This window comes from Pseudomonas gorinensis (assembly GCF_042015035.1).
Lineage (GTDB): Bacteria > Pseudomonadota > Gammaproteobacteria > Pseudomonadales > Pseudomonadaceae > Aquipseudomonas > Aquipseudomonas gorinensis.
On the sequence record NZ_CP167125.1, the window covers coordinates 5,129,637 to 5,153,799 of the forward strand.

At 61.3% G+C, this 24,163-nt stretch carries 22 protein-coding genes; 6 read left to right on the forward strand and 16 right to left on the reverse strand.

Going from position 1 to position 24,163, the window contains the following annotated elements; all coding sequences use genetic code 11:
• The first annotated feature begins 254 nt into the window (after positions 1-254).
• Entirely contained in the window at positions 255-2,732 is a 2,478-nt protein-coding gene (locus tag AB7933_RS23230; RefSeq protein WP_236645992.1) for an McrB family protein, read from the forward strand.
• The gene (locus AB7933_RS23235) at positions 2,729-4,003 is read left to right on the forward strand and encodes an McrC family protein (RefSeq protein ID WP_024076546.1); all 1,275 of its coding nucleotides are present in this window, start codon (positions 2,729-2,731) and stop codon (positions 4,001-4,003) included. Before AB7933_RS23230 ends, AB7933_RS23235 begins: the two co-directional genes overlap by 4 nt.
• 19 nt (positions 4,004-4,022) lie before the next feature.
• Here AB7933_RS23235 and argE read toward each other — a convergent pair whose 3' ends face one another.
• From argE to AB7933_RS23270, 7 genes are all read right to left on the reverse strand, one after another.
• On the reverse strand, positions 4,023-5,174 hold the full coding sequence (gene argE, locus AB7933_RS23240; protein WP_024076547.1) for an acetylornithine deacetylase: 1,152 nt from the start codon (positions 5,172-5,174) through the stop codon (positions 4,023-4,025).
• Positions 5,171-5,848, reverse strand: coding sequence for a DUF1028 domain-containing protein (locus AB7933_RS23245; RefSeq protein WP_024076548.1), 678 nt, complete (start codon positions 5,846-5,848; stop codon positions 5,171-5,173). Before AB7933_RS23245 ends, argE begins: the two co-directional genes overlap by 4 nt.
• A gap of 10 nt (positions 5,849-5,858) precedes the next feature.
• Positions 5,859-6,590 (reverse strand): class II aldolase and adducin N-terminal domain-containing protein, encoded by a 732-nt coding sequence (locus AB7933_RS23250; RefSeq protein ID WP_024076549.1) that lies wholly within the window; start codon positions 6,588-6,590, stop codon positions 5,859-5,861.
• A gap of 52 nt (positions 6,591-6,642) precedes the next feature.
• The gene (locus AB7933_RS23255) at positions 6,643-7,473 is read right to left on the reverse strand and encodes an ABC transporter substrate-binding protein (RefSeq protein WP_024076550.1); all 831 of its coding nucleotides are present in this window, start codon (positions 7,471-7,473) and stop codon (positions 6,643-6,645) included.
• A gap of 28 nt (positions 7,474-7,501) precedes the next feature.
• Complete coding sequence (locus tag AB7933_RS23260; RefSeq protein ID WP_024076551.1) at positions 7,502-8,374, reverse strand: phytanoyl-CoA dioxygenase family protein; 873 nt, start codon at positions 8,372-8,374, stop codon at positions 7,502-7,504.
• A gap of 26 nt (positions 8,375-8,400) precedes the next feature.
• Positions 8,401-9,918 carry an amino acid ABC transporter permease/ATP-binding protein gene (locus AB7933_RS23265; protein ID WP_041160984.1) on the reverse strand — a complete coding sequence of 506 codons (1,518 nt, stop codon included), beginning with the start codon at positions 9,916-9,918 and terminating at the stop codon, positions 8,401-8,403.
• Positions 9,919-10,813: 895 nt separating this feature from the next.
• Positions 10,814-11,788: a LysR family transcriptional regulator gene (locus AB7933_RS23270; protein WP_024076554.1), complete on the reverse strand. Its 975-nt coding sequence runs from the start codon at positions 11,786-11,788 to the stop codon at positions 10,814-10,816.
• 183 nt (positions 11,789-11,971) lie between these two features.
• Here AB7933_RS23270 and AB7933_RS23275 point away from each other — a divergent pair, with 183 nt between their 5' ends.
• From AB7933_RS23275 to AB7933_RS23290, 4 genes are all read left to right on the forward strand, one after another.
• Entirely contained in the window at positions 11,972-12,394 is a 423-nt protein-coding gene (locus AB7933_RS23275; protein ID WP_024076555.1) for a RidA family protein, read from the forward strand.
• A complete protein-coding gene (locus AB7933_RS23280) occupies positions 12,391-13,371 on the forward strand; it encodes an NAD(P)H-quinone oxidoreductase (protein WP_024076556.1) in 981 nt (326 codons plus the stop codon). Before AB7933_RS23275 ends, AB7933_RS23280 begins: the two co-directional genes overlap by 4 nt.
• A 13-nt stretch (positions 13,372-13,384) precedes the next feature.
• A complete protein-coding gene (locus AB7933_RS23285; RefSeq protein ID WP_024076557.1) occupies positions 13,385-13,825 on the forward strand; it encodes a type II 3-dehydroquinate dehydratase in 441 nt (146 codons plus the stop codon).
• A 101-nt stretch (positions 13,826-13,926) separates the two neighbouring features.
• A complete protein-coding gene (locus tag AB7933_RS23290; protein ID WP_024076558.1) occupies positions 13,927-15,177 on the forward strand; it encodes a flavin-containing monooxygenase in 1,251 nt (416 codons plus the stop codon).
• Between the two features lie 94 nt (positions 15,178-15,271).
• Here AB7933_RS23290 and AB7933_RS23295 read toward each other — a convergent pair whose 3' ends face one another.
• Genes AB7933_RS23295 through AB7933_RS23335 form a run of 9 tightly spaced genes read right to left on the reverse strand, consistent with a single transcriptional unit; the run spans position 15,272 to position 23,905 of the window.
• A complete protein-coding gene (locus tag AB7933_RS23295; RefSeq protein WP_024076559.1) occupies positions 15,272-16,351 on the reverse strand; it encodes a protein-glutamate methylesterase/protein-glutamine glutaminase in 1,080 nt (359 codons plus the stop codon).
• The gene (gene cheD, locus AB7933_RS23300) at positions 16,344-16,847 is read right to left on the reverse strand and encodes a chemoreceptor glutamine deamidase CheD (protein WP_024076560.1); all 504 of its coding nucleotides are present in this window, start codon (positions 16,845-16,847) and stop codon (positions 16,344-16,346) included. The genes AB7933_RS23295 and cheD overlap by 8 nt, the downstream gene beginning before the upstream one ends.
• On the reverse strand, positions 16,844-17,653 hold the full coding sequence (locus tag AB7933_RS23305) for a CheR family methyltransferase (RefSeq protein ID WP_024076561.1): 810 nt from the start codon (positions 17,651-17,653) through the stop codon (positions 16,844-16,846). Before AB7933_RS23305 ends, cheD begins: the two co-directional genes overlap by 4 nt.
• A 9-nt stretch (positions 17,654-17,662) precedes the next feature.
• Positions 17,663-18,202, reverse strand: coding sequence for a chemotaxis protein CheW (locus tag AB7933_RS23310; protein ID WP_024076562.1), 540 nt, complete (start codon positions 18,200-18,202; stop codon positions 17,663-17,665).
• A 36-nt stretch (positions 18,203-18,238) separates the two neighbouring features.
• Positions 18,239-19,897 (reverse strand): methyl-accepting chemotaxis protein, encoded by a 1,659-nt coding sequence (locus AB7933_RS23315; RefSeq protein ID WP_024076563.1) that lies wholly within the window; start codon positions 19,895-19,897, stop codon positions 18,239-18,241.
• A gap of 29 nt (positions 19,898-19,926) precedes the next feature.
• Positions 19,927-21,960: a chemotaxis protein CheA gene (locus AB7933_RS23320; RefSeq protein ID WP_024076564.1), complete on the reverse strand. Its 2,034-nt coding sequence runs from the start codon at positions 21,958-21,960 to the stop codon at positions 19,927-19,929.
• A gap of 41 nt (positions 21,961-22,001) precedes the next feature.
• Positions 22,002-22,289: an STAS domain-containing protein gene (locus AB7933_RS23325; protein WP_024076565.1), complete on the reverse strand. Its 288-nt coding sequence runs from the start codon at positions 22,287-22,289 to the stop codon at positions 22,002-22,004.
• A 23-nt stretch (positions 22,290-22,312) separates the two neighbouring features.
• Positions 22,313-22,681, reverse strand: a complete 369-nt coding sequence (locus AB7933_RS23330) for a response regulator (RefSeq protein WP_024076566.1) — start codon at positions 22,679-22,681, stop codon at positions 22,313-22,315.
• Positions 22,682-22,690: 9 nt separating this feature from the next.
• The gene (locus tag AB7933_RS23335) at positions 22,691-23,905 is read right to left on the reverse strand and encodes a methyl-accepting chemotaxis protein (RefSeq protein WP_024076567.1); all 1,215 of its coding nucleotides are present in this window, start codon (positions 23,903-23,905) and stop codon (positions 22,691-22,693) included.
• Positions 23,906-24,163 lie beyond the last annotated feature (258 nt).

Genomic DNA, 24,163 nt, shown 5'->3' on the forward strand with positions numbered 1-24,163 from the left:
GCCGTTTTGCTCGGTGGTGTAGGCCGACGGTCAGGGCTATCGAGGCCCTGCGAGTCTGCAATGGCAGCAGCTCGTCATACCGCTGCTCCAGCATCCGCGCATCAAACAGACTATCCGCTGTCATCCACGCCTCTTTACACATAGCCACCTAGCCGTTAAACGAGTACTGTTAATTGGCCATCCCCCCCCCTAGCGTGCATCGCGCTTGGTAAACAAGCAGCATTGCGTTTTTTCCCTTCGTCTGAGAGACATGAATGTCGTCCAGCAGCTGGATTTTGAAATGGAATTCAACACCTCACGAATACCGCGAACAAGCGACTGAAAGGCTGCAAGCCTTGCAGCCTGGTGCTGAAGTCGCGTGGCCCTGCAGCGAAAATCTCCAGCCAGATGATCGAGTGTATGTGCTTCGCATGGGCCCCGAGCGGCAGGGCCTATATGCGAGTGGCCACATTATTGAAGCGCCCCATCACGCCTTGAACCCGAATGAGCGCACTGTGCATTTTCGGGTAGACCAAGTGCATGCGGACTGCGCCAACGGCTTCGTGCCGCTGGTGCTCCTACAGCAGTGGTTTGCAGACCAGGATTGGGTAACGCTCCAAGACTGTGCCCCCTTAAAGGAGCCACTGGCTGGGCCATTGGAAACGCTATGGCAGCAGGCCCAAGGGCAGCACATCCTTGCAACCTACGCCGCCTATGCCGACGCCGATCGCGGCAATGGTCACAAAAAATGGCTCGCGCGCTATGAGGAGTTGACCCATCGAGTTGCACAGGTCCGCAGCGGCGAACATGAGCTGAGCGAGTCGTTACTCGCTGAACTCTGGGAGTGGAGTCAAAACGGCGTTACCGGCGTCGCCCCAGGCCATCTTTACAACGCGGAGTTCCAGTCGGGCAAAGCGCTGCTTTTCGAGTTCACGAAAAAAATCCTGCATTCACCCGATGAGCAAACCCTGAATGAGGTCTACCAAGACTGGGCGAATGCAAAACAACGTGGAATCTTTTCCAGGACACTGCATTCAGTGATCCATCGCGTCTTTGCCGCCGTAGCACCGCAACACTACTCATCGCTGCTTAACAGGCAAGACCTCATCTCCCTGCTCAAGGGAATGGCGAAGTATTTTGAACTGCGCTGCAATTTGGATCAGAACTGGGCTGGGCTCAACCGTGCGCTCAAGGCGTTTATGCGTGACGCAGGGCTGGATCCGTCACACGAGATTAAAAACAATGTGGCGATGTGGGAGCTCTACGAGCTTTTTGACCACGCTCGCCCCCTCGCAGCGTTGCCATTGCCGCAAGATCAGTGCATGAAAGGACATAACACCATGCAAGCTTCCTCGGTTCCCTTGAATCAAATCCTGTTTGGCCCGCCAGGCACAGGGAAAACCTACCATTCGATCAACGCCGCACTGGAAATCCTCGACCCTGATTTTCTAAGGGATCACGGCGAGCCTGAACAACGGTCTGCCTTGAAGAAACGCTTCGAAACGCTGATGAAAGCGGGGCAGATTGTGTTTTGCACGTTTCATCAAAGCTTCAGCTACGAAGATTTTATCCAGGGCATCCGCGCTGAAACGCAGGACGGTCAATTGACCTACAGCGTACACAATGGGGTTTTCAAACAACTCTGTGATCGAGCACGCATTGGTGTAATCGCCCAAAACGATGTGCTCGACAAAGCGATTCATCAATTGAAGAAGACCCTCGCTGAGCTCGAACTGGCCGATGCCGATACAGACGGTGTTTATGGGCTGGAAATGAGGACCCGCACCGGCAAAGCGTTTCGTGTGCGCCCAAGCCGAGACCACACACTCCTGGTTTTTCCTTCCAACTCAACAAGCCCGAAGACCCAAGCCCGCATCATGCTCAAGGACCTTCGGGATTTTTATGCACAAAACCCGACGGGGCGCCTTATTGCTGGGGAAACGTACTTGTGGGGCGTGCTGGATTATCTGAAAAGACACTGTCATCTGCCTGTTTATGACCCAAAGCTTCCGGCCCAGAAGGCGGCCGACAAATTCGTGATGATCATCGATGAAATCAACCGCGGTAACGTCTCGCGGATCTTCGGTGAATTGATCACCTTGATCGAACCCTCCAAGCGTGAAGGGGCGGATGAAGCGTTATCCGCTGAGTTGCCTTACGCCGATGAAGACGAACCACGCTTCAGCGTTCCGAGCAACGTTTACCTGATAGGCACCATGAACACGGCCGACCGATCACTTGCCGGCATGGACATTGCGTTGCGTCGCCGTTTTGTCTTCAAGGAGATGCCGCCCAACACTGCGCTCCTCAGTGGCCATCGCGTGGGCGACATCGACCTGGGTGATTTGCTGAGCATCATGAACCAACGTATCGAAGCCCTGCTGGGCCGTGAGCATTGCCTGGGACATGCGTACTTCATGCCGCTGCTCGACCCCGATTTATCCGACAGCGAAGCTCGCTTCAAGCTGCTGAGCATTGTCTTTCAAAATCAAATCCTCCCGTTGCTTCAGGAGTATTTTTTCGAAGACTGGCAGCGCATCCAGTGGGTACTGAACGATCACCGCAAGCCCAATGCCGACAGGTTTGTGTATCAGGTCACCCGCTTGAATACCGACCTGTTTGGCGCACAGATCGATCAGGCCCTCGATAACCGTCCATGGCGAATCAATGAAGACGCTTTCACCCGGCACAGTGCGTTTGACGGGATCATTGAGGTCAGACAGGTTGCGCCTGAGGGGGCTACGCCCTCTTGAACAAAACCGTAACTGTTCGCGAGTACGCACAGCTAACCATCGGGGCAACACCCAGTGAGTCACTGGACGTCGCCCATGTGACGGCCAGTGCCTTTGATCACTTATGCAAACTGAACGCATCGTTCAAAAAGTCCGGTGCGGCCCTATTGCAACTTGATGGCCGACAGTCACTGAAACTGGATAACTACGTAGGGGTGATCCAGACGCCATGTGGCACTACGCTGGAGATTCTGCCGAAGACCACTGATGAAGCGGACGGGGCTCCTGCAAGCCGAGCGCTACTGCAAAAAATGATTCAGGCCGCACTGAAACTCAAGACCCGCATCGTCGGCAAAGCGGCCCTCGATCTATTCGACGCACCGATCAGCGAGTGGGTCATGGGCCAGTTTCTGGAGGCGCTGGAGCATCTGATCAAATGCGGCCTGCGCTTTGAGTATCAGCGCATCGAAGAAGAACAACCGTACCTGCGCGGACAGCTCAACACCCTGGCACAGCTGCGCCAACCCCCCAGCCGCCGTCATCATTTTCAAATCCGACACGACGTCTATCTACCCGACCGCCCCGAAAATCGATTACTCAAAACCGCGCTCCTTAAGGTGTGCGCCGCTACCCGCTTGCCCAGCCACTGGCTGCTGGCCCACGAACTGCGTAGTCGTCTGAGCGAGATTCCACAAAGTGATCAAACTGAGCATGATTTCCGACAGTGGCGCAATGATCGGCTGATGGCCCAGTACCGGGACATCAAGCCATGGTGCGAAATCATCCTTTCCCAGCAAATGCCACTGGCATTGTCTGGAGATTGGCAAGGGCTGAGCATGTTGTTTCCGATGGAGAAGCTATTTGAAAAGTATGTCGAAGCTCTGCTGCCCACTCAGCTCGCCAGCGATGCACAGCTGTTACCTCAACGAAGCAGTAAATTTTTGTGCCTACACAAAAGCCGCGATCTGTTCCAGCTCAAGCCGGACCTGATGGTTAAACACCCTGCCGGATACATAGGGCTGCTCGATGCCAAATGGAAACGCCTGGACAGCAACAACATCGATAAAAACTACGGACTGTCCCAAAGCGATTTCTATCAGATGTTCGCCTATGGCACTCGCTACCTGGAGAGTAAAGGCGAACTGGTCCTGATCTACCCAATGACCAGCCGATTCAAGGAGCCACTTTCACCCTTCATTTTTTCTGACCTGTTGAAGCTTCACGTGTTGCCATTCGATCTGGACAAACAAAAACTGATCGGTATTGAAACAACCCAATTGCCCCGCCGCTGAATAACCCGCGGTACAACAATCACTGGCGCACAAACCCCACTACCCGCGCCAACATCCGATCACACGCCTCCAGTTGCGCCAGGCTGATAAATTCATCGGCCTTGTGCCCCTGCTCCATGCTCCCCGGCCCGCACACCACCGTGGGGATCCCCACCTGGTCAAACAGGCCGCCCTCGGTGCCAAAGGCGACGGTGCCGTAGTCTCGAGAGCCGCAAAATTGCGCGACCCACTCGGCGGCCTGGCTTTCCAGGGAGGTCACCAGCCCGGGGTAGCTCGACAACTCGCTGAAGCCGATCGCGCACTGCGCACTCACCGCCTGCATCGCCGGTAGCAGGGTGTGCTCGGCGTACTCACGCAGTTGGTTGGCCACCTGCCAAGGGTCATGGGCCGGCAGCGAGCGCACTTCAAAGTCAAACGTGCACTGCTGCGGGACGATATTCAGTGCCTTGCCGCCGCTGATCACACCGGTCTGCACCGTCGAGAATGGCGGTTCAAAACGCGGATCCAGCTGCGCCGGCGCCTTGAGTGTTTCGCCAAGCCGTACCAGTTCACTGATCAAGCGCGCCGCGTATTCGATGGCGTTGACGCCCGACGGCGCATACGCCGAATGACACGCCGCGCCGTGTACGTCGCAACGCATGGCCAATTTGCCCTTGTGCCCCAGCACCGGCTTGAGCTCGGTGGGCTCACCGATCACGCATAGCAGCGGCTTGACCGGTTGGGCCTGAAACCTTTCGATCAACGCCCGCACACCCAGGCAGCCCACTTCTTCGTCATAGGACAGCGCAATGTGCACCGGCATGCGCAACGGCGCCTGTACCAGCGTTGGCACGCAGGCCAGTACGCAGGCGATATAGCCCTTCATGTCAGCCGTGCCACGCCCGTATAACCTGCCGTCCTGTTCCGTCAGCTCGAACGGCGCCACGCTCCAGCGTTGGCCGTCCACCGGCACCACATCGGTGTGCCCGGACAACACGATGCCCGGCACATCCGCCGGGCCAATGGTCGCCAGCAGGTTGGCCTTGCTCTTGTGTTCGTTGAATAACAGTTCACAGGCAACGCCGTGGCCCTGCAAATAGGTGCGCACGAAGTCGATCAGCGCCAGGTTGGATTCGCGGCTGGTGGTGTCAAAGCGCACCAGTTGCGCCAGCAGGTCACGGCTGTGGTTCATCGGTCGTCTCCCGGCACCGCATAGCCCGGTGCAAGGTGCGGGTTGAGGGCGCGGTCGAGGTAGTCCTGCAGTTGCGGGCGATAGGCCTGCCAGAGTTGGTCGAGGCCGCCAATCGGGTCTGTATCGGCCCAGTCCACACGCAAGTTGACGATAGGCCACGGCAGGTCATCGACCACCACCAGGGCCGCCGAATGCACCGGCCCGGCTTCGCCGCCCTCGGCCTGGCCGGCGTGCATCGCGGCAAGCAGGCGCTCGGCCAGGTGCCCGCTGGCGTGCTCAAAGGCGCGTACCATGGCGCTGATCACTGCGCGATTGGCCAGCATATTTCCGGCGGCAACACACTGTTCCCCGCTGACCGCGTCGTGAATGCCCAGGGTCTGGGCACCGCTGTAATGCGCGGTGCGCCCCTGGCTATCGATCACCGTTACTTGACGATATTCACGGTGCTCCTGGCCGGCAAGCACCGCGCCAAGCGCCTCACTGGCTGCCATGCCCTGCTCCAACACGTCCAGCACCTGCGGCCCCAGGCTCGGCAAGGTAATGTTCTGCGAGGCCACCGCGCCCACCCCGGGCCGCAGCCATGGGCAACGGGCGCCCACCGCAATGCTCGACGAGCTGATTGCTATACCCAACTGGCCCGTTTCGGCGCAGCGGGCGACAACGGAAAAAGTCATTGAGCGCTCCTCAATCGAGTACCGAGGGGTCGGCGTCGATCATCATCTGCTTCATTTCTTCAAAGTGCCGGCGTGAGAAATCCGCAATGCCTTCCCAACTTCGTGCGGTTTTCTCCGCGACGTCATCGGACAACACTCGCAGCGGCTGCCCCGTGGACCACGCTGTGACGAGGATCTGGCAGGCACGCTCCAGGGTCCAGATATCGTCGAAGGCTTCACCGATGGACGAGGCCGTCACCATCACGCCGTGGTTGCCCATCAGCAGGCGGCGCTTGCCGTCGAGCAAGCCGGCCAGGCGCGCGCCTTCGGCCTCGGTGTCGGCCATGCCGCCGTAGAGTTCATCCACCGCGACACGGTTGAAATAGCGCGCGGTGTTCTGGTCGATCGGCGGGATATGCGGTGTGGCCAGGCACGCCACCGCCGTGGTGTAGACCGGGTGCAAGTGCAGCACAGCACGGGTGTGCGGCAGCAGGCGGTGGATCTGCCCGTGGATCGACCAGGCAGTGGCGTCCACGTTCGGGTGCTCGGCCCAGGATGAATCATCAGCGTTGAGCAGCAACAGATCGCTGGCCCGGATCCTGGAGAAGTGCTTCCACTTCGGGTTGAGCAAAAACTGTTTGCCATCGGCCGACACGGCGGCACTGAAGTGGTTGGCCACGGCCTCGTGCATGCCCAGGTGGGCAATGATGCGAAAGGTCGCCGCCAGGTCGATGCGCGTTTGTTCTTCGAGGGATAACGCCATGGATCGGTCTCCGCAGGGCGCGGCCGCAGCGGACTGCGGCGCGCGGGTCAGGTTACTTGGGCATCAACGCCGCAATGTCGGCATCGGTCGGCGCCTCGAAGTTGTATTTCTTGAGCAAGGCCGCGTACTCAGGCGTGGCGCGGTATTTGTCCAGCCCGTCGAGCAGGGCTTTTTTCACCGTGTCATTGCCCTTCTTCACGCCGAAGCCGTTGAGCACCGGGTAGATCAACGTGTCGGATGAAATCACCACGCGGTTGCCCAGCTTGTCGATCACACCACGGGCCACGGCCGCGTCGGTGATCTGCGCCTCCACCGCATGCGCAAGCAGCGCCTGGGTGGTTTGCGGGTCGGTGCTGTATTCGCTGATCAGGATCGGCTTCAAGCCTTTGGCCACGCAGTACTCGGCCGACAGTTTGTTCATCTGCGCCAGCCACGAGGTGGCGCCCATGGAGCCGATCTTGTGGCCGCAGAATTCTTCCGGGGTCTTGGGCTGGAACGCACTGTCCTTGAGGGTGAGGATCGACTCGCCGCTCTTGAGGTAGGGGATCATGTCGATAACTTTGACCCGCTCGGCAGTGATGTACATCGACGAATTGGTCACATCGAAACGCCCGGCTTGCAGGCCGGTGATCAGGTTGGGAAAGCGCGTGTCGAGGGTCTCGACCTTGCGCCCCATGACCTTGCCCAGGCCGTCCATGAACTCGATATCAAAGCCCGCCGGCTTGTTGTTATCCATGTACTCGTAGGGGAAGAACGTCACATCGGAACCGGCGACGATCTTGCCTTCCTGCTGGAACGCCGAAGCCGCCAACGAAGTCATCGCAACCGCAGCGCCCAGCAGGCACACGGCAAGGGGTCGAACACTTTTACGAAACGCTGTCATGGTCAATACCTGCAAGGGGGTTGGGAGGTTAGGCAGTGGCAGAATCTTGTCCGGCCTGTTGCACGAAGAACGAGGCGCCACGGGGTTTCTGCGGCAAGCGCAGTTGGTTATCCGTAGAACGCACCACGCCACTTTCTTCACCGGCCACCAGCAGGCCGGCATGTGCGCTGGGCAGTGGGTTTTCGCCGAATGGCAGCGCGTCTTCAGCGGCGTAGACGCTGATGAAGAGGGTGCGCGGCAGTTCGGTCTCGTTAGGGCTGGAAGCATGTAAAAGCCGCGTGTGCATGAAGCACACGGAGCCGGCCGGGCCGTAGCAGGCCACCGGTTGCTGGCAGTGTTCCTGCACCACCGCATCGTCCACCGCGCCGGTGAAGCGCTGGTTCTGCCAGTGCGACCACAGCGGGCCTTTGTGGCTGCCGGGGATCACATTCAGCGGGCCGTTTTGCGGGGTGACTTCACTGACCATCAGCAAGGCAGTGACGATGTCGTCGTTGCTGTGGGGCGTGAACAAAAAGTCCTGGTGCCACTTCACCTGGGTCGCGGTGTGGGGCAGTTTCGAGTTGATCTTGCTGTGGTGGAAACGCGCGCCACCGCCACCAATCAACTGCGCGGAAATCTCGGCCATGCGCGAGTGCAAGGCCACGCGTTCATACACCGTGGAAATCTCGGTGGGCGAGCTGACCCGGCGCAACGAGGGGTGGTCAGGCCGGTGGTCGCCTTCCAGGTCGAAGCGCGCGCGGCCATCCACGGTAGCGCCCCATCCCTGGTCATGGCGCCGGCTCTCTTCGACCCACTGGTCGAAGTCGTGCTGCAGCGCGGCCACTTCGTCCATCGACAACACACCTTCCACCACCAGGTATCCGTCGCGCTGGAACTGCTCGATTTGTGCTTGCTCGATCATTGTCTTTTTCCTGAACGTTAAAGCGATCACGCCAGCGAGACGTCCTTGAGGAACGCCTCCACGCGTGGGTTCTGACCGCTGCGCAATACCGCGGGCGTGTCGTCGCAGACCACCCGCCCCTTCTCCATGAACACGATCCGGTCGGAGACCTTGAACGCGAAATTCATCTCGTGGGTGACGATCACCATGGTGATGCCCTCCTCGGCCAAGGCCTCGATGACTTGCAGCACTTCGTTGACTTTCTCCGGGTCCAGCGCCGAGGTGGGCTCGTCGAACAACATGATCTGCGGGCGCATCATCAGGGCGCGGGCAATGGCCACGCGCTGCTGTTGGCCGCCGGAGAGTTGGTGCGGGTACCTCCAGGCATGGTCGAGCATGCCGACCTTGTGCAGCAGCGCGTAGGCCTGTTGCTTGAGCTCGTCGGTACGCCCCAGGCGGTGGTATTTGGGCGCCATCAGCAGGTTGTCGAGCACGTTCAAGTGCGGGAACAGGTTGAAGCTCTGGAACACCATGCCGATGTTCAGGCGGTGCTCGGCGTGCTCGGTGTACTGGGGTTTCTGCGCGCCGACCTTGCTGAGGTGAATGAAAGGCTGGCCGTTGATCTGGATCTCGCCGTTGTCCAATGGCTCCAGGCCGTTGAGCAGGCGGATCAGCGTGGTTTTGCCCGAGCCGGACGGCCCGATCACCGACACCACTTCACCCGGCTGGATTTGCAGGTTGACCGAGCCCAGTACCTCGATGTCGTTGTAGGCCTTGTGCAGTCGCGTGGCCTGCAGCGCCGACACACCGGTACTCACCGGGCGCTGCAACGCGCTGCGCTGTTGTGTGGCCAGGGCCAGCACCGCCGCATCGGGAACGCGCGAGACATTGCGCTGGTTGACATCGAGAAGGCGCTCCAGGCGTTTGAGCAGGAAGTCGAACACCGTGACGATAAACACGTAGAAGAACGCCACCGCGGCCATGGTTTCGATCACCAGGAAATTCTGCGAATACAGGCGCTGGCCGACCATCAGGATTTCCGTCAGCGAGATCACCGACACCAGCGAAGTCAGCTTGACGATGGAGATGTATTCGTTGGCCAGGGACGGCAATGCCACTCGCAGCGCCTGGGGGATCACCACGCGCCATTGGGTGCCGAAAAACTTCAGGCCCAACGCCCGCGCCGCTTCGCCCTGGCCTTTGGGGATCGAGAGCAAACCGCCGCGATGGATCTCGGCCACGTATGCCGTTTCACAGATCACCAGGGCCAGCAGACCGGACCAGAACGGGTCGGCCAACACCACCGAGGTGGCGGGCAGCGCCTGGGGCAGGTTGTAGATAAAGATCAGCAGCACCAGCAGCGGCAGGCTGCGGAACAACCAGATATAACCCCGCGCCGGCACGCTGAGCAGCGCGTGCCTGGATTGCTTGGCCAGCGCCAGCAGAAAGCCAAAACCGATGCTCAAGACCCAGGTCAGGGTGCTGAGCTTGATCACCGTCCACGTCGCTCGCCAGAACTCGGCGTCACCCAGCAAACCCAACATGTAGTTCCAATCAAATGTCATCGTCGCTGTGCCCTGCAGAAAAAAGAAATGGCCGATCGAACGTGCAAAACGTTGATCTGCATCAATGGATTCAGAGTCGTGGCGAGAGGCACTTGGGGTCAATTCGTAAAAGCCGGTCCACTGGGTAGGCAGAACCTACGCAGCGCCTCCCCCACTGTTGAAAACACCCCACATCCACTGTGGGAGGGGGCTTGCCCCCGATAGCCATGGGTATCTACACAATGTTGTATTAGCCAACGCTAACCACGATGCGAAGCGAGCCGCCCTTGATCTTGCTTTTGATCTTGATCTCAGGCGCCCCGTTAAACCACGCTGGCCGCAATTCGACAGTGATTTGGGGGGTAAACCGGCAGGGATGCCGGTTTAGCCGCCCCGCGCCATGGATGGCGCGTGGCGGCGGCCCCCCAAATCACTGTCGGATTGCGGGCACACCGAGCCTGGGCGAGGTGCCGAGTGGTGGGGCAAGAGCCCTTTGCTTACTTTGGGGCTTTTCCAAAGTGAGCCGCCGTAAGGGCGGAACCCTAAGTGGCCGTTACCGCAGCAACGGATATGTACCCGGTCCAAACCAAAAAAATAGTCGGCCCAGAGGCCGCCATCGGGGGCAAGTCGAATCGTCGCACCGCCCGCTCCCACATTTAGGTCGCGATGCATCAGTTAGATAGTCGTCGGCTCCCGAGCCGTCACGGGAGCAAGCTCCCTCGCCACAGGTTCAGGGCCATGCCAAAAGTTGTGTAGATACCCATGCCCCGATAGCGGTGCATCAGCACCCCATCATCCGGCTGCCCCTCCGCAATCGGGAGCAAGCCCCCTCCTACAGTGAACAGACTGTGTGGTTTGGCTAAAAGGGTGCACGCTGCAATTCAGCGTGCCGCGAACGCCACCTTCTGGTGCGTTCTCAGTTCACACTGCTGAGCGAGCGCACCGCATGGGGGTCAAAAAAGCTCGGCGGCGCCATGCCGGGGATGTACTGGTCGGACACAAACATGCGGCAGCGCTCGGCAAATGCCGACACCACGCGCGACAGCAGGGTGTTGCTCGCAGTGGCATAGCCCAGCTTCATCGGCCGATGCGCGCCGGCCAGGCGCAGGCGGATCACCCGCTTGCCGTCCTGGGACATGTTCGATTTGGGCCGCGCATTCGCGAAGGAATAGCCAATGCCATTGCCCACCATCGCCCGCACCGTTTCCAGGTTGGTGGAGCGCATGATGATGTTCGGCGTGGTGCCCGCCTGCATAAACAGGCTGAGGAAATAGTCGCGGCTCCAGGGCGTGTCGAGCAGCACCACCGGGTACGCTTCCAGGTCCTGCATGCTGACCGCCGACAGGCTGGCCAACGGGTGATACTCGCCGACCATCACATAGGGCGGCAGGTGCGCGAGGGGTTGGAAGTCGATGTCCGGGCTGGTTACCAGGTCGTAAGTCAGGGCGATATCCAGCTCGCCGCTGCGCAGTTTTTCCAGCAGTTCCTCATGGTTGCCTTCGGTTTGGGTCAACCGCACGCCGGGAAACGCGCGACCAAAACCAAACACCAATTCGGGCGTAATCATCGGCGCCAGCGACTCCAGGCAGCCCACCCGCAACGGCCCGCGCACCGTGTTCAATGATTCCGAGGCGATGGTATAGAGGTTGCTCATCTGCTCCAGGATCTGCTTGGCCTCTTGCATCACCAAGCGCCCCACGGCGGTCAGGGAAATACCCTGGGCGTGATGACGGATAAACAACTGGATGCCCAGTTCGGCTTCCATATGGGTGATCGCCGCCGAGATCGACGGCGATGACACATGAATGCGCTCAGCGGCCGCACTGATGCTGCCCGCCTCTCCCGACGCCACAAAATACTCCAGTTGACGCTGAGTAATACGACTGAGCATCACACCTGCCCCTCAACAATGACTGTGCAGGCGACGTTGCAGGGTTCGTGCCGGGTCCTGCGCGCGCCGATAACCTGCACGGGCTTCGGATTTTCCTAAGCACTACCCCGCGCAAATGCTGGTTTCGCGAGAACGGAGGCGATGTGAAGCTGAACTCATCCCGCTTGCAATGAGTTGCCTGCTATGCCGACCCACACCCGTATCCGCATGTTCAATACCAAAGAGACCTACCCCAACCAGGCGCTGGACAACGACCTGTGCCAGGCCGTGCGCGCCGGCAATACCATCTATGTGCGCGGCCAGATCGGCACCGACTTCGACGGCAACCTGGTCGGCCTCGGCGACCCGCGCGCCCAGGCCGAACAGGCGATGAAAAACGTCAAGCAACTGTTGGAAGAAGCCGGTTCCGACCTGTCGCACATCGTCAAGACCACCACCTATTTGATCGACCCGCGCTACCGCGAGCCGGTGTACCAGGAGGTTGGCAAATGGCTCAAGGGCGTGTTCCCGATTTCCACCGGGCTGGTGATTTCCGGCCTGGGCCAGCCCGAGTGGCTGATGGAGATCGATGTGATCGCCGTGGTGCCGGACGATTGGACCGTATGATCGCGGTGATCGCCCGCGAGCCCGGTGGGCCAGAGGTGTTGCAGTTAGTGCAACGCCCGGTGCCGTCGCCCCAGCCTGGCGAAGTGCTGATTCGTGTCGCGGCCGCGGGTGTCAACCGCCCGGACCTGATGCAACGCAGCGGCTTGCCGACACCGCCCGGTGTCACCGACGTACTGGGCCTGGAAGCGGCAGGCATCGTGGTTGCACGGGGTTGCGATGTGGACGAATTTGCCGTGGGCGATCGCGTGATGGCGCTGCTCAACGGCGGTGGCTACGCCGAGTACTGTGTGGCCGAGGCGGCGCACTGCCTGCCGGTACCCGTGGGCGTGTCATTGCACCACGCCGCCGGCATACCGGAGGCCGCGTTTACGGTATGGCACCACCTGTTTGAACTGGGGCGCCTGCGCAGTGGCGACAGCGTGCTGATCCACGGCGCCGCCAGTGGCGTCGGCAGCTTCGCCGTGCAGTGCGCCCAGGCTGCCGGTGCGCGGGTGATCGCCACCGCTGGCGGCCCGCAGAAAGTCGCGATGCTGCAAGCGCTCGGCGTTTGGCGCGCGCTCGACCGCCACACGGAAGACTTCGTCCGGGTGGTGCAGGACTGCACCGAAGATCGCGGCGTGGACGTGGTCCTGGATAACGTCGGTGGCCCCTACGTGGCGCGCAACCTGGCGGCGCTGGCGATGGGGGGACGGCATGTGAGCCTGTCGTTCCTGCAAGGCGCGCACATTGAGCTGGACCTGGGCCTGTTGATGCGCAAAAGCCTGAGCCTCACCTCATCGTCCCTACGCCCTAAAAGCCACGCCGAAAAAGCCCGCCTGGCGGTGTGCATCCGCTCCCGCGTTTTGCCCTGGCTGGCGTCCGGCCTGGTCAGCCCGCAGCTGCATGCGCAAATCCCCCTCGCCCAGGCTGCCGAAGCTCATCGGCTGCTGGAAGCCAACGCCAATGTCGGCAAAGTCGTGCTGAGCGTCGCGCACTAAGCAGGAGAACCCCATGCCCCACACCGTGTATTTCCTCAATGGGCCCAACGCCAACCTGTATGGGTTGGATAGCAACGGCACCTACGGCAATGAGAGTTTTGCCAGCATCGAAGCACGCTGCCAACGCCACGCCGCCGAACTGGGCTTGAGGCTGGACTTTCGCCAGAGCAACCACGAAGGCGTGCTGGTGGACTGGATTCAAGAAGCGCGCCTGCACGCTGACGCCCTTGTGATCAACGCCGCCGGGCTGAGCTACAGCTCGGTGCCGATCCTCGACGCGCTGCTGGCCTTCGACGGCCCGATCATCGAGGCGCACATGAGCAATATCTGGAAGCGCGAACGCTTCCGGCATCACTCCTACCTCTCCAAGGCCGCCACCGGCGTCATCGCCGGGCTCGGGGCGTTGGGTTACGAACTGGCACTTACCGCCGTGGCCGAGTTGCTCAAGCCTTGAATGCGCACTCGAAAACACAGCAGCTCCCCGCGGGCGTTCGACAACGCTCGCATCGGAACGTCGGCGTCGCTGATAAACCTCTCACTTTCCAGGAAACGCACATGTCAGTAGAAACCATCAACACCCTGGTCGTCGGCGCAGGCCAGGCCGGTGTCGCCATGAGCGAACACCTGTCCCTGATGGGCGTGCCGCATATCGTGCTGGAACGCCACCGCATCGCCGAACGTTGGCGTTCGGAGCGCTGGGACTCGCTGGTCGCCAATGGCCCGGCCTGGCACGACCGCTTCCCCGGCCTGACGTTCGAAGGCATTTCCCCCGAAGCCTTCCCGCCCAAGGAGCGCATGGCTGACTACTTCGAAGCGTACGTCGAGCGGTTACAGGCGCCCGTGCGCACCGGCGTAGAAGTGCACCAAGTGGAGCGCCATGTCGGCCGCCCCGGCTTCAAAGTCACCACCTCGGCCGGCGTGATCGAGGCTGCCAACGTGGTGGCCGCCACCGGCCCGTTCCAACGCCCCGCCATCCCGAACATCGTCCCCGCCACCGCACCGCTGCACCAACTGCACTCCTCCACCTATAAAAACCCCGGCCAACTGCCCGAAGGCGCCGTCCTGGTAGTCGGTGCCGGCGCCTCCGGCGCGCAAATCGCCGAAGAACTGCAAAAGGCTGGCAAGACCGTGTACCTCTCGGTCGGCGAACACTACCGCCCTCCCCGCGCCTACCGCGGCCGCGACTACTGCTGGTGGCTCGGCGCCCTAGGCCTGTGGGACGAAGTCAAAATCCAGCCGAAGAAAAAACACGTTGCCTTCGCCGTCAGCGGCTACGAAGGGGGCAAGACCGTCGACTTCCGGCGCCTGGCGCACCAAGGCATCCACCTGGTGGGCGTCACCCAGGGCTGGAACGACGGCATCATGACCTTCCAACCCGGCCTGGCCGAGAACGTGGCCGAAGGGGATCGTGCGTACTTTGACGTCCTGCGTGAGGCGGATGCCTATATCGAGTCGAACGGCCTGGCATTTCCACCGGAACCCGAAGCCTGGAAGCTGCTGCCCGACCCGGCATGCCTGATTAACCCGACCCTCAGCCTGAACCTGGCCGAAGCCGGCGTGACCACGATCCTCTGGGCCACTGGCTTCACGTTTGATTTCGGCTGGTTGAAGGTGGATGCATTCGACGAGAACGGCGAGCCGTTCCACAAACGCGGGATCTCGGCGCAGAGCGGCATCTACTTCCTGGGCCTGCCAAACCTGGTGAACCGCGCATCGTCGTTTATCTATGGGGTTTGGCATGACGCGAAGTACCTGGCCGATCACATCGTGTTGCAGAACGAGTACATGGCCTACAAGAAGCCTTAGCGCCTTGCCCCGTAGCCTGCAGTTGCGTCCAGATCCGCCGGTTTGTGCGCTTGAGTGGGACTCGTCGATGTTTATGACTGGCTGGCGTTCACCTTCACTTGTACAAGATCGCCTGATGAATGTCCTCCAGCGCCATGATGCGCTGGGCGGCGTTGAGCTTGATCGCCTCCTTGGGCATGCCGAACACCACGCAACTGGCCTCGTCCTGGGCCACCGTGGCGGCTCCGGCCTCGAGCATCTCCTTGAGCCCGCGTGCGCCGTCGTCGCCCATGCCGGTCATGATGATGCCGGTGGCATTCCTGCCGGCGAACTTGGCCACCGAGCGAAACAGCACATCCACTGACGGCCGATGCCGGTTGACCAGCGGCCCGTCGATCACCTGGGCGTGATAATAGGCACCACTGCGGGTGACCATCAGGTGCTTGCCGCCAGGCGCGATCAAGGCCAGGCCGGGCAGGATGCGGTCGTTGTTGCGCGCCTCGCGTACCTCGATCTCGCAGACGCTGTTGAGGCGCTCGGCAAAGGAGGCGGTGAATTTCTCGGGCATGTGCTGCACGATCACCATGCCGGGGCACACCCTCGGCAATGCTGTCAGCACCGCCTCCAGTGCCTGGGTACCGCCGGTGGAGGTGCCAATGGCGACGATACGTTCCGTGGTCTGTGCCATGGCGTGGCCATTGGCGGGCAGGATCGCATCCGCACTGAGCTTGCTGGGCGGGGCCAGTGACGGCGCCGGGCTGGCGGCGCGCTTTCCCAGGTTCTTGACGTTGGAGTTCGCCGCGGCACGGATCGCGGCCACCAACTCGGCCGCCGACTCGATCAGGAAACTCTTCAGCCCGGTCGTGGGCTTGGTGATGATTTCCACGGCACCGGCCGACAGCGCCTGCAGGGAGGTCTCCGCGCCTTTCTGGGTCAGCGAAGAACAGATCACCACCGGCGTCGGCCGCTCGCTCATGATTTTCTTCAGAAAGGTGATGCCGTCCATGCGCGGCATTTCCACGTCCAGTACGATCACATCCGGCCATTCCCGGGCGAGTTTGTCCATGGCAAAGATCGGGTCAGAAGCGGCACCCATCACGTGGATATCCGGTGTATCGCTGAGAATCGCCAGCAGCACCTGGCGTACTACGGCCGAGTCATCGACCAGCAGCACACTGATTTTTTTGTTAGGCATTTTGTTGAAGTGTTCCCATTGGTTGGTGCCGAACCCAGACGTTGCCGTTCCACAGGTCGAACATGATCGTGCGGTAACCGGTACTGCCCATGTCCTGGGCCGCCAAGTGCAGGTGATAGCGCTCGGCCAAGGCCAGCGCCGCGCGAATATTCAGGCTGGCCACGTCCTGCGTCGGCCGCTGGCGTTGCTGTTCGGGAAACATCCTGCCGCCACCGAACAGCTTGACCTGGTAATCCTGTGCCTGCGTGCCATTGAGGTGGGCGTGTTGCACCAGCAGTTCCAGGGCCTCATCGGCATACTTGCCGTCCAGGGACTGATGGTTGCGCAAGCGCCCCGGCAGCATGAAGTGGCACATGCCGCCGATCTGCCGTTGCGGGTGCCAAAAGGTGATAGCTACGCAGGAACCGAGCAAAGTGCGCAGGCGCGTCGGCCGCGTCGCAAAGCTGACCTGCCCAGGTGCCAATACCACTTCGGCCACGCCGACAGGCTTTTTCATGGCTTGCGGTAAATCGACGGTGCCACCAGCTTCAAGGTGTCATTCACACCGTGGAGGCTTTCCGAATGACTGATGATGAAGTAACCGCCGGGCTTGAGCAGCGGCAACAGGCGCGCAACCACCTGGCTCTTGGTCGGCTGGTCGAAATAAATCATCACGTTGCGCAGGAAGATCACCTCGAACTCACCGAGTGCGGGCAGCGCTTCGTTGAGGTTGACCTGGACAAAATTGACCCGGTTACGCAAGGTCTTGTCGATCAGGAAGGTGCCTTCCTGGCGACCAATGCCCTTGAGGCAGTACTTGGTCAGCAGCGGCTGGGGCAGCGTCTCGGTGCGCTCCATGGTGTAATGACCACTGCGCGCCTTGGCCAGCATCTGGGTACTGATGTCCGAACCGACCACTTCCCAGGGGGTGGTGCCCAGGCTCTCGGCCAGGGTCATCGCCAGGCTGTAGGGTTCTTCGCCCGAGGAGCTGGCCGCACTCCACACGCGAAACACCTTGCCCGGCACGACCTTGGGCAGCACCTGTTGACGCAGGAAGTCGAAGTGCTTGGGCTCACGGAAAAAATAGGTTTCGTTGGTGGTCAACAAATCCAGGGCAACCTGCAGTTCGCCCGTGCGTTGGTCATTCATGATCAGCTTGAAATACTCACCATAGCTCTGCAGCTCATAGTGCTTGAGACGCTTGAACAGGCGCCCGGCCACCAGGGCTTTCTTGGCCGGCGACAGGTTGATGCCGGCAGCGCGGTACAACCAGGATTGGAACTGGCCGAATTCACGATCGTCGATAACGGCGGTGTCTGGCATGGTCGGGCCTCAACGCAGGTCAAGGTCGAGAGCCGGCGCCTGGCCGCCCTCGGCGAGGCTGGACATCTCATCGATGGACAGCACCTTGTCCACCTCCAACACAATCACGAACTTGCCGTCGACCTTGGCCATGCCGCTGATGAAATCGGCGCGAATCCGCGCGCCGAAGCTGGGCGGCGGCTCGATCTGCGTGGCGGGGATCTCCTGCACGGCAGACACCGTATCGACCAGCAGCCCGATGTCCTGGGGCTGGCCATCTTCGGTACTCGCCTCGATGATGATCACGCAGGAACGCCGGGTGATCGCCGAATTGGCCCGGCCGAAGCGCGCCGACAAATCGACCACCGGCACCACCGCGCCACGCAGGTTGATCACCCCGCGCACGAAGGCGGGCATCATCGGCACCACGGTCAGGCTGCCGTATTCGATAATTTCCTTGATCCCCAGAATGCCGAGGGCAAACATTTCGCCGCCAAGCATAAAGGTCAGGTATTGCGCGTCCTCGTCCACCGCAACCGCGGCATGCCGAGTCGTCATCACTGCGCCCATGTCATTCTCCCTGTAGGCCCGCATCGATTCTTGTGATCAGAAGCGGGTGAATTCCGATTCGTCCGGGGCACTGGCCATGCTGTAGGCGAAGGCCTTGCGCGGCGCCTGTGGTTTCGGGCGTGGCGGTTGACGGTTGGGCTTGCTGCCAGGGCTGTCCACGCTGCTGCTTTGAACCGCGGCCTTGGGCGTTGAATCCAGCACGAAGAAGCTCATGGCCTGTTGCAGTTGCTCGGCCTGGCTGCTCATTTCTTCGGCGGTGGCGGCCAGTTCCTCGCTGCTTGAAGCATTTTGCTGGGTCACTTGGTTGAGCTGGGTCATCGCCGTATTGATCTGCGCGACACCTGCGGCCTGTTCCTCGGACGCGGCGCTGATTTCCTGCACGAGGTCGGAAGTCTTGTTGATCGAGGGCACCATTTCGTCAAGCAACTTGCCGGCCTTCTCGGCCATGTCCACGCTGCTGGAGGACAGTTCGCCAATTTCCTGGGCGGCGACCTGGCTGCGTTCGGCCAGCTTGCGCACTTCGGCCGCCACCACGGCGAACCCCTTGCCATGCTCACCGGCCCGAGCGGCCTCGATGGCGGCATTGAGGGCGAGCAGGTTGGTCTGGTAGGCGATGTCATCGATGATGCTGATGCGCTGGGCGATTTTCTTCATCGCGACCACCGTCTGCTGTACCGATTCGCCGCCCTCGGTGGCTTCCTTGGCGGCCTTGCTGGCCATGCCGTCGGTGACCTTGGCGTTTTCAGTGTTCTGGTTGATGCTGGCGCTCATCTGCTCGACCGATGCACTGGTTTCCTCGACGCTGGCGGCCTGTTCACTGGTGGCCTGGCTCATCGATTGCGCAGTGGCGCTGACCTCCTCGGAAGCGCTGGCCAGGTTATCGGCGGCGTTGCGTACTTCACCGATGATATGTGCCAGCTTGCCGACCATGTTGCGCATGGCGTTGAGCACCATGCCGGTTTCATCTTTGGCACCCGGCTCGATGTGGGCGTTGAGGTTGCCTTCGGCCAATTGCTCGGCGGCAGTCGCGGCTTGCTTCAACGGACGGGAAATGATCCGCGCAATGAACATCGCCAGGCCCAGGCCAATCAACAAGGCGGCGATCAGCACCGCGATGATCGACACGCGTGCGCTTTCGTACAGCGCCGCGCCCTTGTCACCCGCAATGGTCGCCCCGCCGTCGTTGAGCTCGACCATTTTCTGCAAGCGGCTGGTCACTTCATCGAAATGCTCCTTGGACTCGCCCCTGAGCAAACCGCGCGCCTGGGCTTCCTGATTCTGCCGGGACAGCTCGAGCAACTGCTTGCTGGTCGCCAGGTAGGAGGCCCAGGCGCTTTTCACGCTGGCCAGGAGCTGACGGTCTTCATCGTTGGACAACAACTGCTCATAGGTCCCGAGGCGGGTTTCGAACTGTTGGCGCGAGTCCACGGCCTCACGTTCAGCCTGGGCCTTTTCCTCGGCAATCTCGGTACCGATGTGGCGGTTTTCTTTCAAGCGGTAGTTGGCGGCAAAAAAACGCATGCCGGCCGCTGCGCGCATGGAGGGCATCCAGTTGCCCTTGATGTCCTGGGCCGCCTGGTTGACCGCACCGAGCTGGTGGATGGCGAAGCCGCCCATGGCGGCGGTAAGCGCCAGGACCACCAGGAACGAGCTGATCAACTTGGTGGAAATCTTAAGATCGTAGAACCATTTCATCGGGGAACCTCCATGGAGTTGCGAATACGTCAGCGAGCGACGGCCGGTGGCGATTGAGGCACCTGGGTCGTGCGGGCTTCCAGTTGTACGATTTGGTTGAGCAGTGCCGGTATATCCAGGATCAGGGCCACCGCGCCGCTGCCCAATATGGTCGAGCCGCTGATGCCGCGCAGTGCGCCAAACAACTTGCCCAGGGGTTTGATCACGGTCTGGAACTCCCCGAGCAGCTCATCGACCACCAGCCCGGCCTTGTGCTCGGCGTAGCGCACCACCACCACATTCTGGCGGCGCGAGGCGGGGCCTTCGTGGCTGAAGTGGTCGCGCAGGTCCACCAGCGGCAACACTTCGCCACGCAGGTCCAGGTAGCCCTTGTCGCGGCTGGACTGGCGCTGGCGCTCATCCAGTTCGATGCATTCCTGGACCATGTCCAGCGGAATCACATAAGTGGACTGGTCGATGCCCACCAGGAACCCATTGATGATCGCCAACGTCAGCGGCAGGCGGATGCGCACCACGGTGCCCTGGCCGGGGCGGCTGTCCAGGTCGACGGTGCCGCGCAACAGGGTGATATTGCGCTTGACCACGTCCATGCCCACGCCACGCCCGGACAGATTGGTCACGGCCTCGGCGGTGGAGAAACCCGCTTCGAAGATCAGGTTGTAGATCTCCTGGTCGGTGAGCACCGCACCGCTGGCCACCAGCCCGCGCTCCTGGGCTTTGGCCAGGATGCGTTCACGGTGGAGCCCGGCGCCATCGTCGGCGATTTCAATGACGATGCTCCCCGAGTCATGGTACGCATTGAGGCTCAAATGGCCTTTGGCCGACTTACCGGCCGCACGCCGGGCATCGGCGCTTTCGATACCGTGGTCCATGGCGTTGCGCAGCAGGTGCATCAGTGGGTCGCCGATTTTCTCGACAACCGTCTTGTCCAGTTCGGTTTCCGCGCCGCTGATGATCAGTTCGATGTCCTTGCCCAGCTCCTGGCTGATATCGCGCACCACGCGGCGGAAGCGGTTGAACGTGTCGCCGATGGGGATCATGCGCAAGTGCAGGGCGCCATCGAGGATCTCTTCCACCAACCCCGATACCGTCGAGGTGGCCTCTTGCAGAGGGTCGTTGTTACAGGAGCGGGCCAGCAGGCTCGCACCGGCACTGGCAATCACCAGCTCGCCGACCAGGTTGATCAACTCGTCGAGCTTGTCGGCGTTGACCCGCACGTAATTACCGTCCCGGGGTTTCGCCTCGCTGGCGGCCGGCTGGCGCTGCGCCGAAGCCGTGATGGCGCCTTGCTCTGCCGCCGTGACCTGTTCGCTGCCCAGGTCGCTGTCGGGCGTGGGGTCGACGGCAACGATGTGCACTTCACAATCGTCACGCACGAAGTCGAACACTTCGTTGAGGGTGGCGTGGCTGGCTGTCGAGCGCAGGTCGATCTCGAAACCCAGGTAGCAGCTCTCCGGGTCCCAGCTTTCCAAGGCCGGGATGCTATCGGTGAGGATCGTGACCTGCATCATCTGCCCCAAGGTCTCGAGGTAACGCAGAAACGACAGCGGGTCCATGCCATTGCGGAACACATCCGCGCCGAAGCGCAGGGAGATGTGCCACAGCACGTCGGTGGGAGTGCCTGTGCAGGCCGCGGCGGTTTCGACGCGTTGGGCCGGGGTGCCAGGTGCCTGATACGTGCTCAGCGCCTCGCGCAATGCCGCTTCACGTTCCAGGGCCTCGGGCTGCAACGTTTCGCCCCGATGGGCGACGACGTCGATCAACTCGAGCATATGGTCGCCGCACTTGAGCAACATCGCGATCAGCGTGGCATCGACCGCCACACTGCCGTCGCGCAGGCGGTCGAGTACGTCCTCGACAATATGCGTAAAACTCACGACAGGCTCCAGGCCGAATAGGCCGGCGGAGCCCTTGATGGTGTGGGCGGCACGGAAAATCGCGCCAATGGCATCCTGGTCGCCGGGCTCGCTTTCCAGTTGCAGCAAGGATTGCTCCATGGCTTGCAACAGCTCGCGCGCCTCGACGATGAATGTCTGCTGTGCCTGATCGAGATTGATGCTCACCTGAACTTTCCTTGTCGATCAATGAACGTGGATGGCGCTGACTACAAGACCGCGCCGCGACACAGTTGGAGTGCCTGCGTGACCGCCTGGCTCTGGCCGATCACGCTCAAGGCTGTGCCGGCGATGCCGGCTTCACGCTGGATGACCGCGAGCAACTGCAGGCCGGCGCCATCCAGTTCCGTGACCTGCGACAGGTCCAGCGCCATGCGTGGCGTCGCGCCCAGCTGCGGCAGCAACGCGCCCGCCAGTTCGGCGACGGTGTAGATCGTCAGTTCGCCGTCAATGCACACGCGGGTGGTGTCATCGAACGTTTCATGGGTGATGGGCATGGGAGCCTCCCTGGCGCCGGGTGTCAGGGCAGAATCAGTTTTGAGACCGCTGCCAGCATCTGTGCCGGCTGGAACGGCTTGACCACCCACGCCTTGGCGCCAGCGGCCTGGCCCTCGGCCTTCTTCGATTCCTGGGACTCGGTGGTCAGCATGATGATCGGGGTGAACTTGTAGTTGGCCAGCTTCTTGACCTCCTTGACGAAGGTGATGCCGTCCATGTTGGGCATGTTTACGTCGCTGATGATCAGGTGCACCTTCTGCCCGGTGAGCTTGCCCAGGGCATCCCGGCCGTCGCACGCTTCGATCACGTCGTAACCGGCGCTTTTCAAGGCAATGCCAACCACTTGCCGCACACTGCTGGAGTCGTCGACCACTAATACATTCTTCGCCATGAGGTGCTCCTAAAAGAAGGTAATGTCTTGAGAATTCTGCTGCACGGCCGCTTCGCCATGATGGATGCGCCGTTGCTCGTCGGTGGCATAAGTGGCTTCCATGCGCGCCAGCCACTGCCGGGCGTCGACGGCGACCGCCTGGTCAGGGGCCTGGCTGGCCTGCAGGAGGTGGTCATGCAAGGCGTGCATGTTGTCTCGCACGTGGCTGAGGATCTGGCTGACCCGGTCCTGGAATTGCAGGTTGACCAGCACCTCGGTCATCTCATCACGAATGCCGTAGCTTTCCTGCTTGAGCAGGTCGGCGGACTCGGCCAGGCGCCCGGTGATGTTCTGGAAGCGCTCGAGCACCACTTGAATGCTGTTTTCGGACGCCGCCACCGAGTGGCTGTCCTGGTCGGCGCTGCTGGACGCGGCCTGTACCAGTTGGGTAATGGCGTTATTGATGATGTCGACCTTGGCCGACATCTGTTGGCCGGTTTCACTGGATTTGCTCGACAGGCTGCGCACCGCATCGGCCACCACGGCGAAGCCACGACCGGCTTCGCCAGCCCGCGCCGCCTCGATGGCCGCGTTGAGCGCCAGCAGGTTGGTTTGCGCGGCAATCGCCGCCACGTCGGCGGCCATGGTGCGCAGTTCACCGGTATAGGCGGTGAGGCTACGGACCTGGGCCAGGGTTTGGTCACGGCTGCTTTGGGTCGCCTTGAGCGAATTGATCACCTGGCTCAGCTCACTGTCGCTGCGCGCCAGCACCTCAAGCGCGCCGTCGGCGGCCTGGCCATCCAGCTCACCCGCAGCGTGCTGCGAGGCTTGTACCGTTTCCTGCAACCGTGCGGCAATGCCGGTAAAACGGTTGGCCAGGCTCACAATGGCTTCTTCGGTCTGATGGCGCGAGCTTTCCACCTGCTTGGCCCAGATCGGCATGGCGCCCAGCAACACTTCATCAAGCTGTGCCCGCGCGGCCATGCCGTTATGTGCCGCGTCCGCGTCGGCCTGATCCGCCTGCGCACGCGCAATGGCTCGCCGCGTCGCGTCACGCTGCGAACCCGCGCTCCAGGCACAGGCACCGAAGCCGATCAACACCAGTACCGCGCAGGCCGCCAGGTTGGCCGCAGAAGTTGATTGCACCAGTATCCACACGACGGCGGGCAGGACCGGGATGAAAGCAAACCAGCGAAAACGCGGATGACCGGTAGGGGAAATGCGGCTGGCTTGACGCTGGGTCATGAGTTCGATCCTTGAACGTTGTTGCGGATATAAACGACATAGGGTTTATCTGCCCAGTACAGAACAACTTTAGACACCTTATGTGCCTTCCGTCTGATTTATGACCAACGGATGAACGTCCACGGTGTTCAGTCCCGCTGAAGCCGCGCCTTTCGAATCGCTGCCGTTAACGTCCGCTCATGACGTTGAGAAGCCTCGGGGGCTGGCTACGCCGCGCTCTTGCGCCATTGCCCCCCAACCGGCGGTGATAGAGGACCG

Coding starts and splice junctions, on each gene's coding strand:
- AB7933_RS23230 (WP_236645992.1), top strand. CDS start 255: ATGTCGTCCAGCAGCTGGATTTTGAAATGGAATTCAACACCTCACGAA.
- argE (WP_024076547.1), bottom strand. CDS start 5,174: ATGAACCACAGCCGTGACCTGCTGGCGCAACTGGTGCGCTTTGACACC.
- AB7933_RS23245 (WP_024076548.1), bottom strand. CDS start 5,848: ATGACTTTTTCCGTTGTCGCCCGCTGCGCCGAAACGGGCCAGTTGGGT.
- AB7933_RS23250 (WP_024076549.1), bottom strand. CDS start 6,590: ATGGCGTTATCCCTCGAAGAACAAACGCGCATCGACCTGGCGGCGACC.
- AB7933_RS23255 (WP_024076550.1), bottom strand. CDS start 7,473: ATGACAGCGTTTCGTAAAAGTGTTCGACCCCTTGCCGTGTGCCTGCTG.
- AB7933_RS23260 (WP_024076551.1), bottom strand. CDS start 8,374: ATGATCGAGCAAGCACAAATCGAGCAGTTCCAGCGCGACGGATACCTG.
- AB7933_RS23265 (WP_041160984.1), bottom strand. CDS start 9,918: ATGACATTTGATTGGAACTACATGTTGGGTTTGCTGGGTGACGCCGAG.
- AB7933_RS23270 (WP_024076554.1), bottom strand. CDS start 11,788: ATGCTCAGTCGTATTACTCAGCGTCAACTGGAGTATTTTGTGGCGTCG.
- AB7933_RS23275 (WP_024076555.1), top strand. CDS start 11,972: ATGCCGACCCACACCCGTATCCGCATGTTCAATACCAAAGAGACCTAC.
- AB7933_RS23280 (WP_024076556.1), top strand. CDS start 12,391: ATGATCGCGGTGATCGCCCGCGAGCCCGGTGGGCCAGAGGTGTTGCAG.
- AB7933_RS23285 (WP_024076557.1), top strand. CDS start 13,385: ATGCCCCACACCGTGTATTTCCTCAATGGGCCCAACGCCAACCTGTAT.
- AB7933_RS23290 (WP_024076558.1), top strand. CDS start 13,927: ATGTCAGTAGAAACCATCAACACCCTGGTCGTCGGCGCAGGCCAGGCC.
- AB7933_RS23295 (WP_024076559.1), bottom strand. CDS start 16,351: ATGCCTAACAAAAAAATCAGTGTGCTGCTGGTCGATGACTCGGCCGTA.
- cheD (WP_024076560.1), bottom strand. CDS start 16,847: ATGAAAAAGCCTGTCGGCGTGGCCGAAGTGGTATTGGCACCTGGGCAG.
- AB7933_RS23305 (WP_024076561.1), bottom strand. CDS start 17,653: ATGCCAGACACCGCCGTTATCGACGATCGTGAATTCGGCCAGTTCCAA.
- AB7933_RS23310 (WP_024076562.1), bottom strand. CDS start 18,202: ATGGGCGCAGTGATGACGACTCGGCATGCCGCGGTTGCGGTGGACGAG.
- AB7933_RS23315 (WP_024076563.1), bottom strand. CDS start 19,897: ATGAAATGGTTCTACGATCTTAAGATTTCCACCAAGTTGATCAGCTCG.
- AB7933_RS23325 (WP_024076565.1), bottom strand. CDS start 22,289: ATGCCCATCACCCATGAAACGTTCGATGACACCACCCGCGTGTGCATT.
- AB7933_RS23330 (WP_024076566.1), bottom strand. CDS start 22,681: ATGGCGAAGAATGTATTAGTGGTCGACGACTCCAGCAGTGTGCGGCAA.
- AB7933_RS23335 (WP_024076567.1), bottom strand. CDS start 23,905: ATGACCCAGCGTCAAGCCAGCCGCATTTCCCCTACCGGTCATCCGCGT.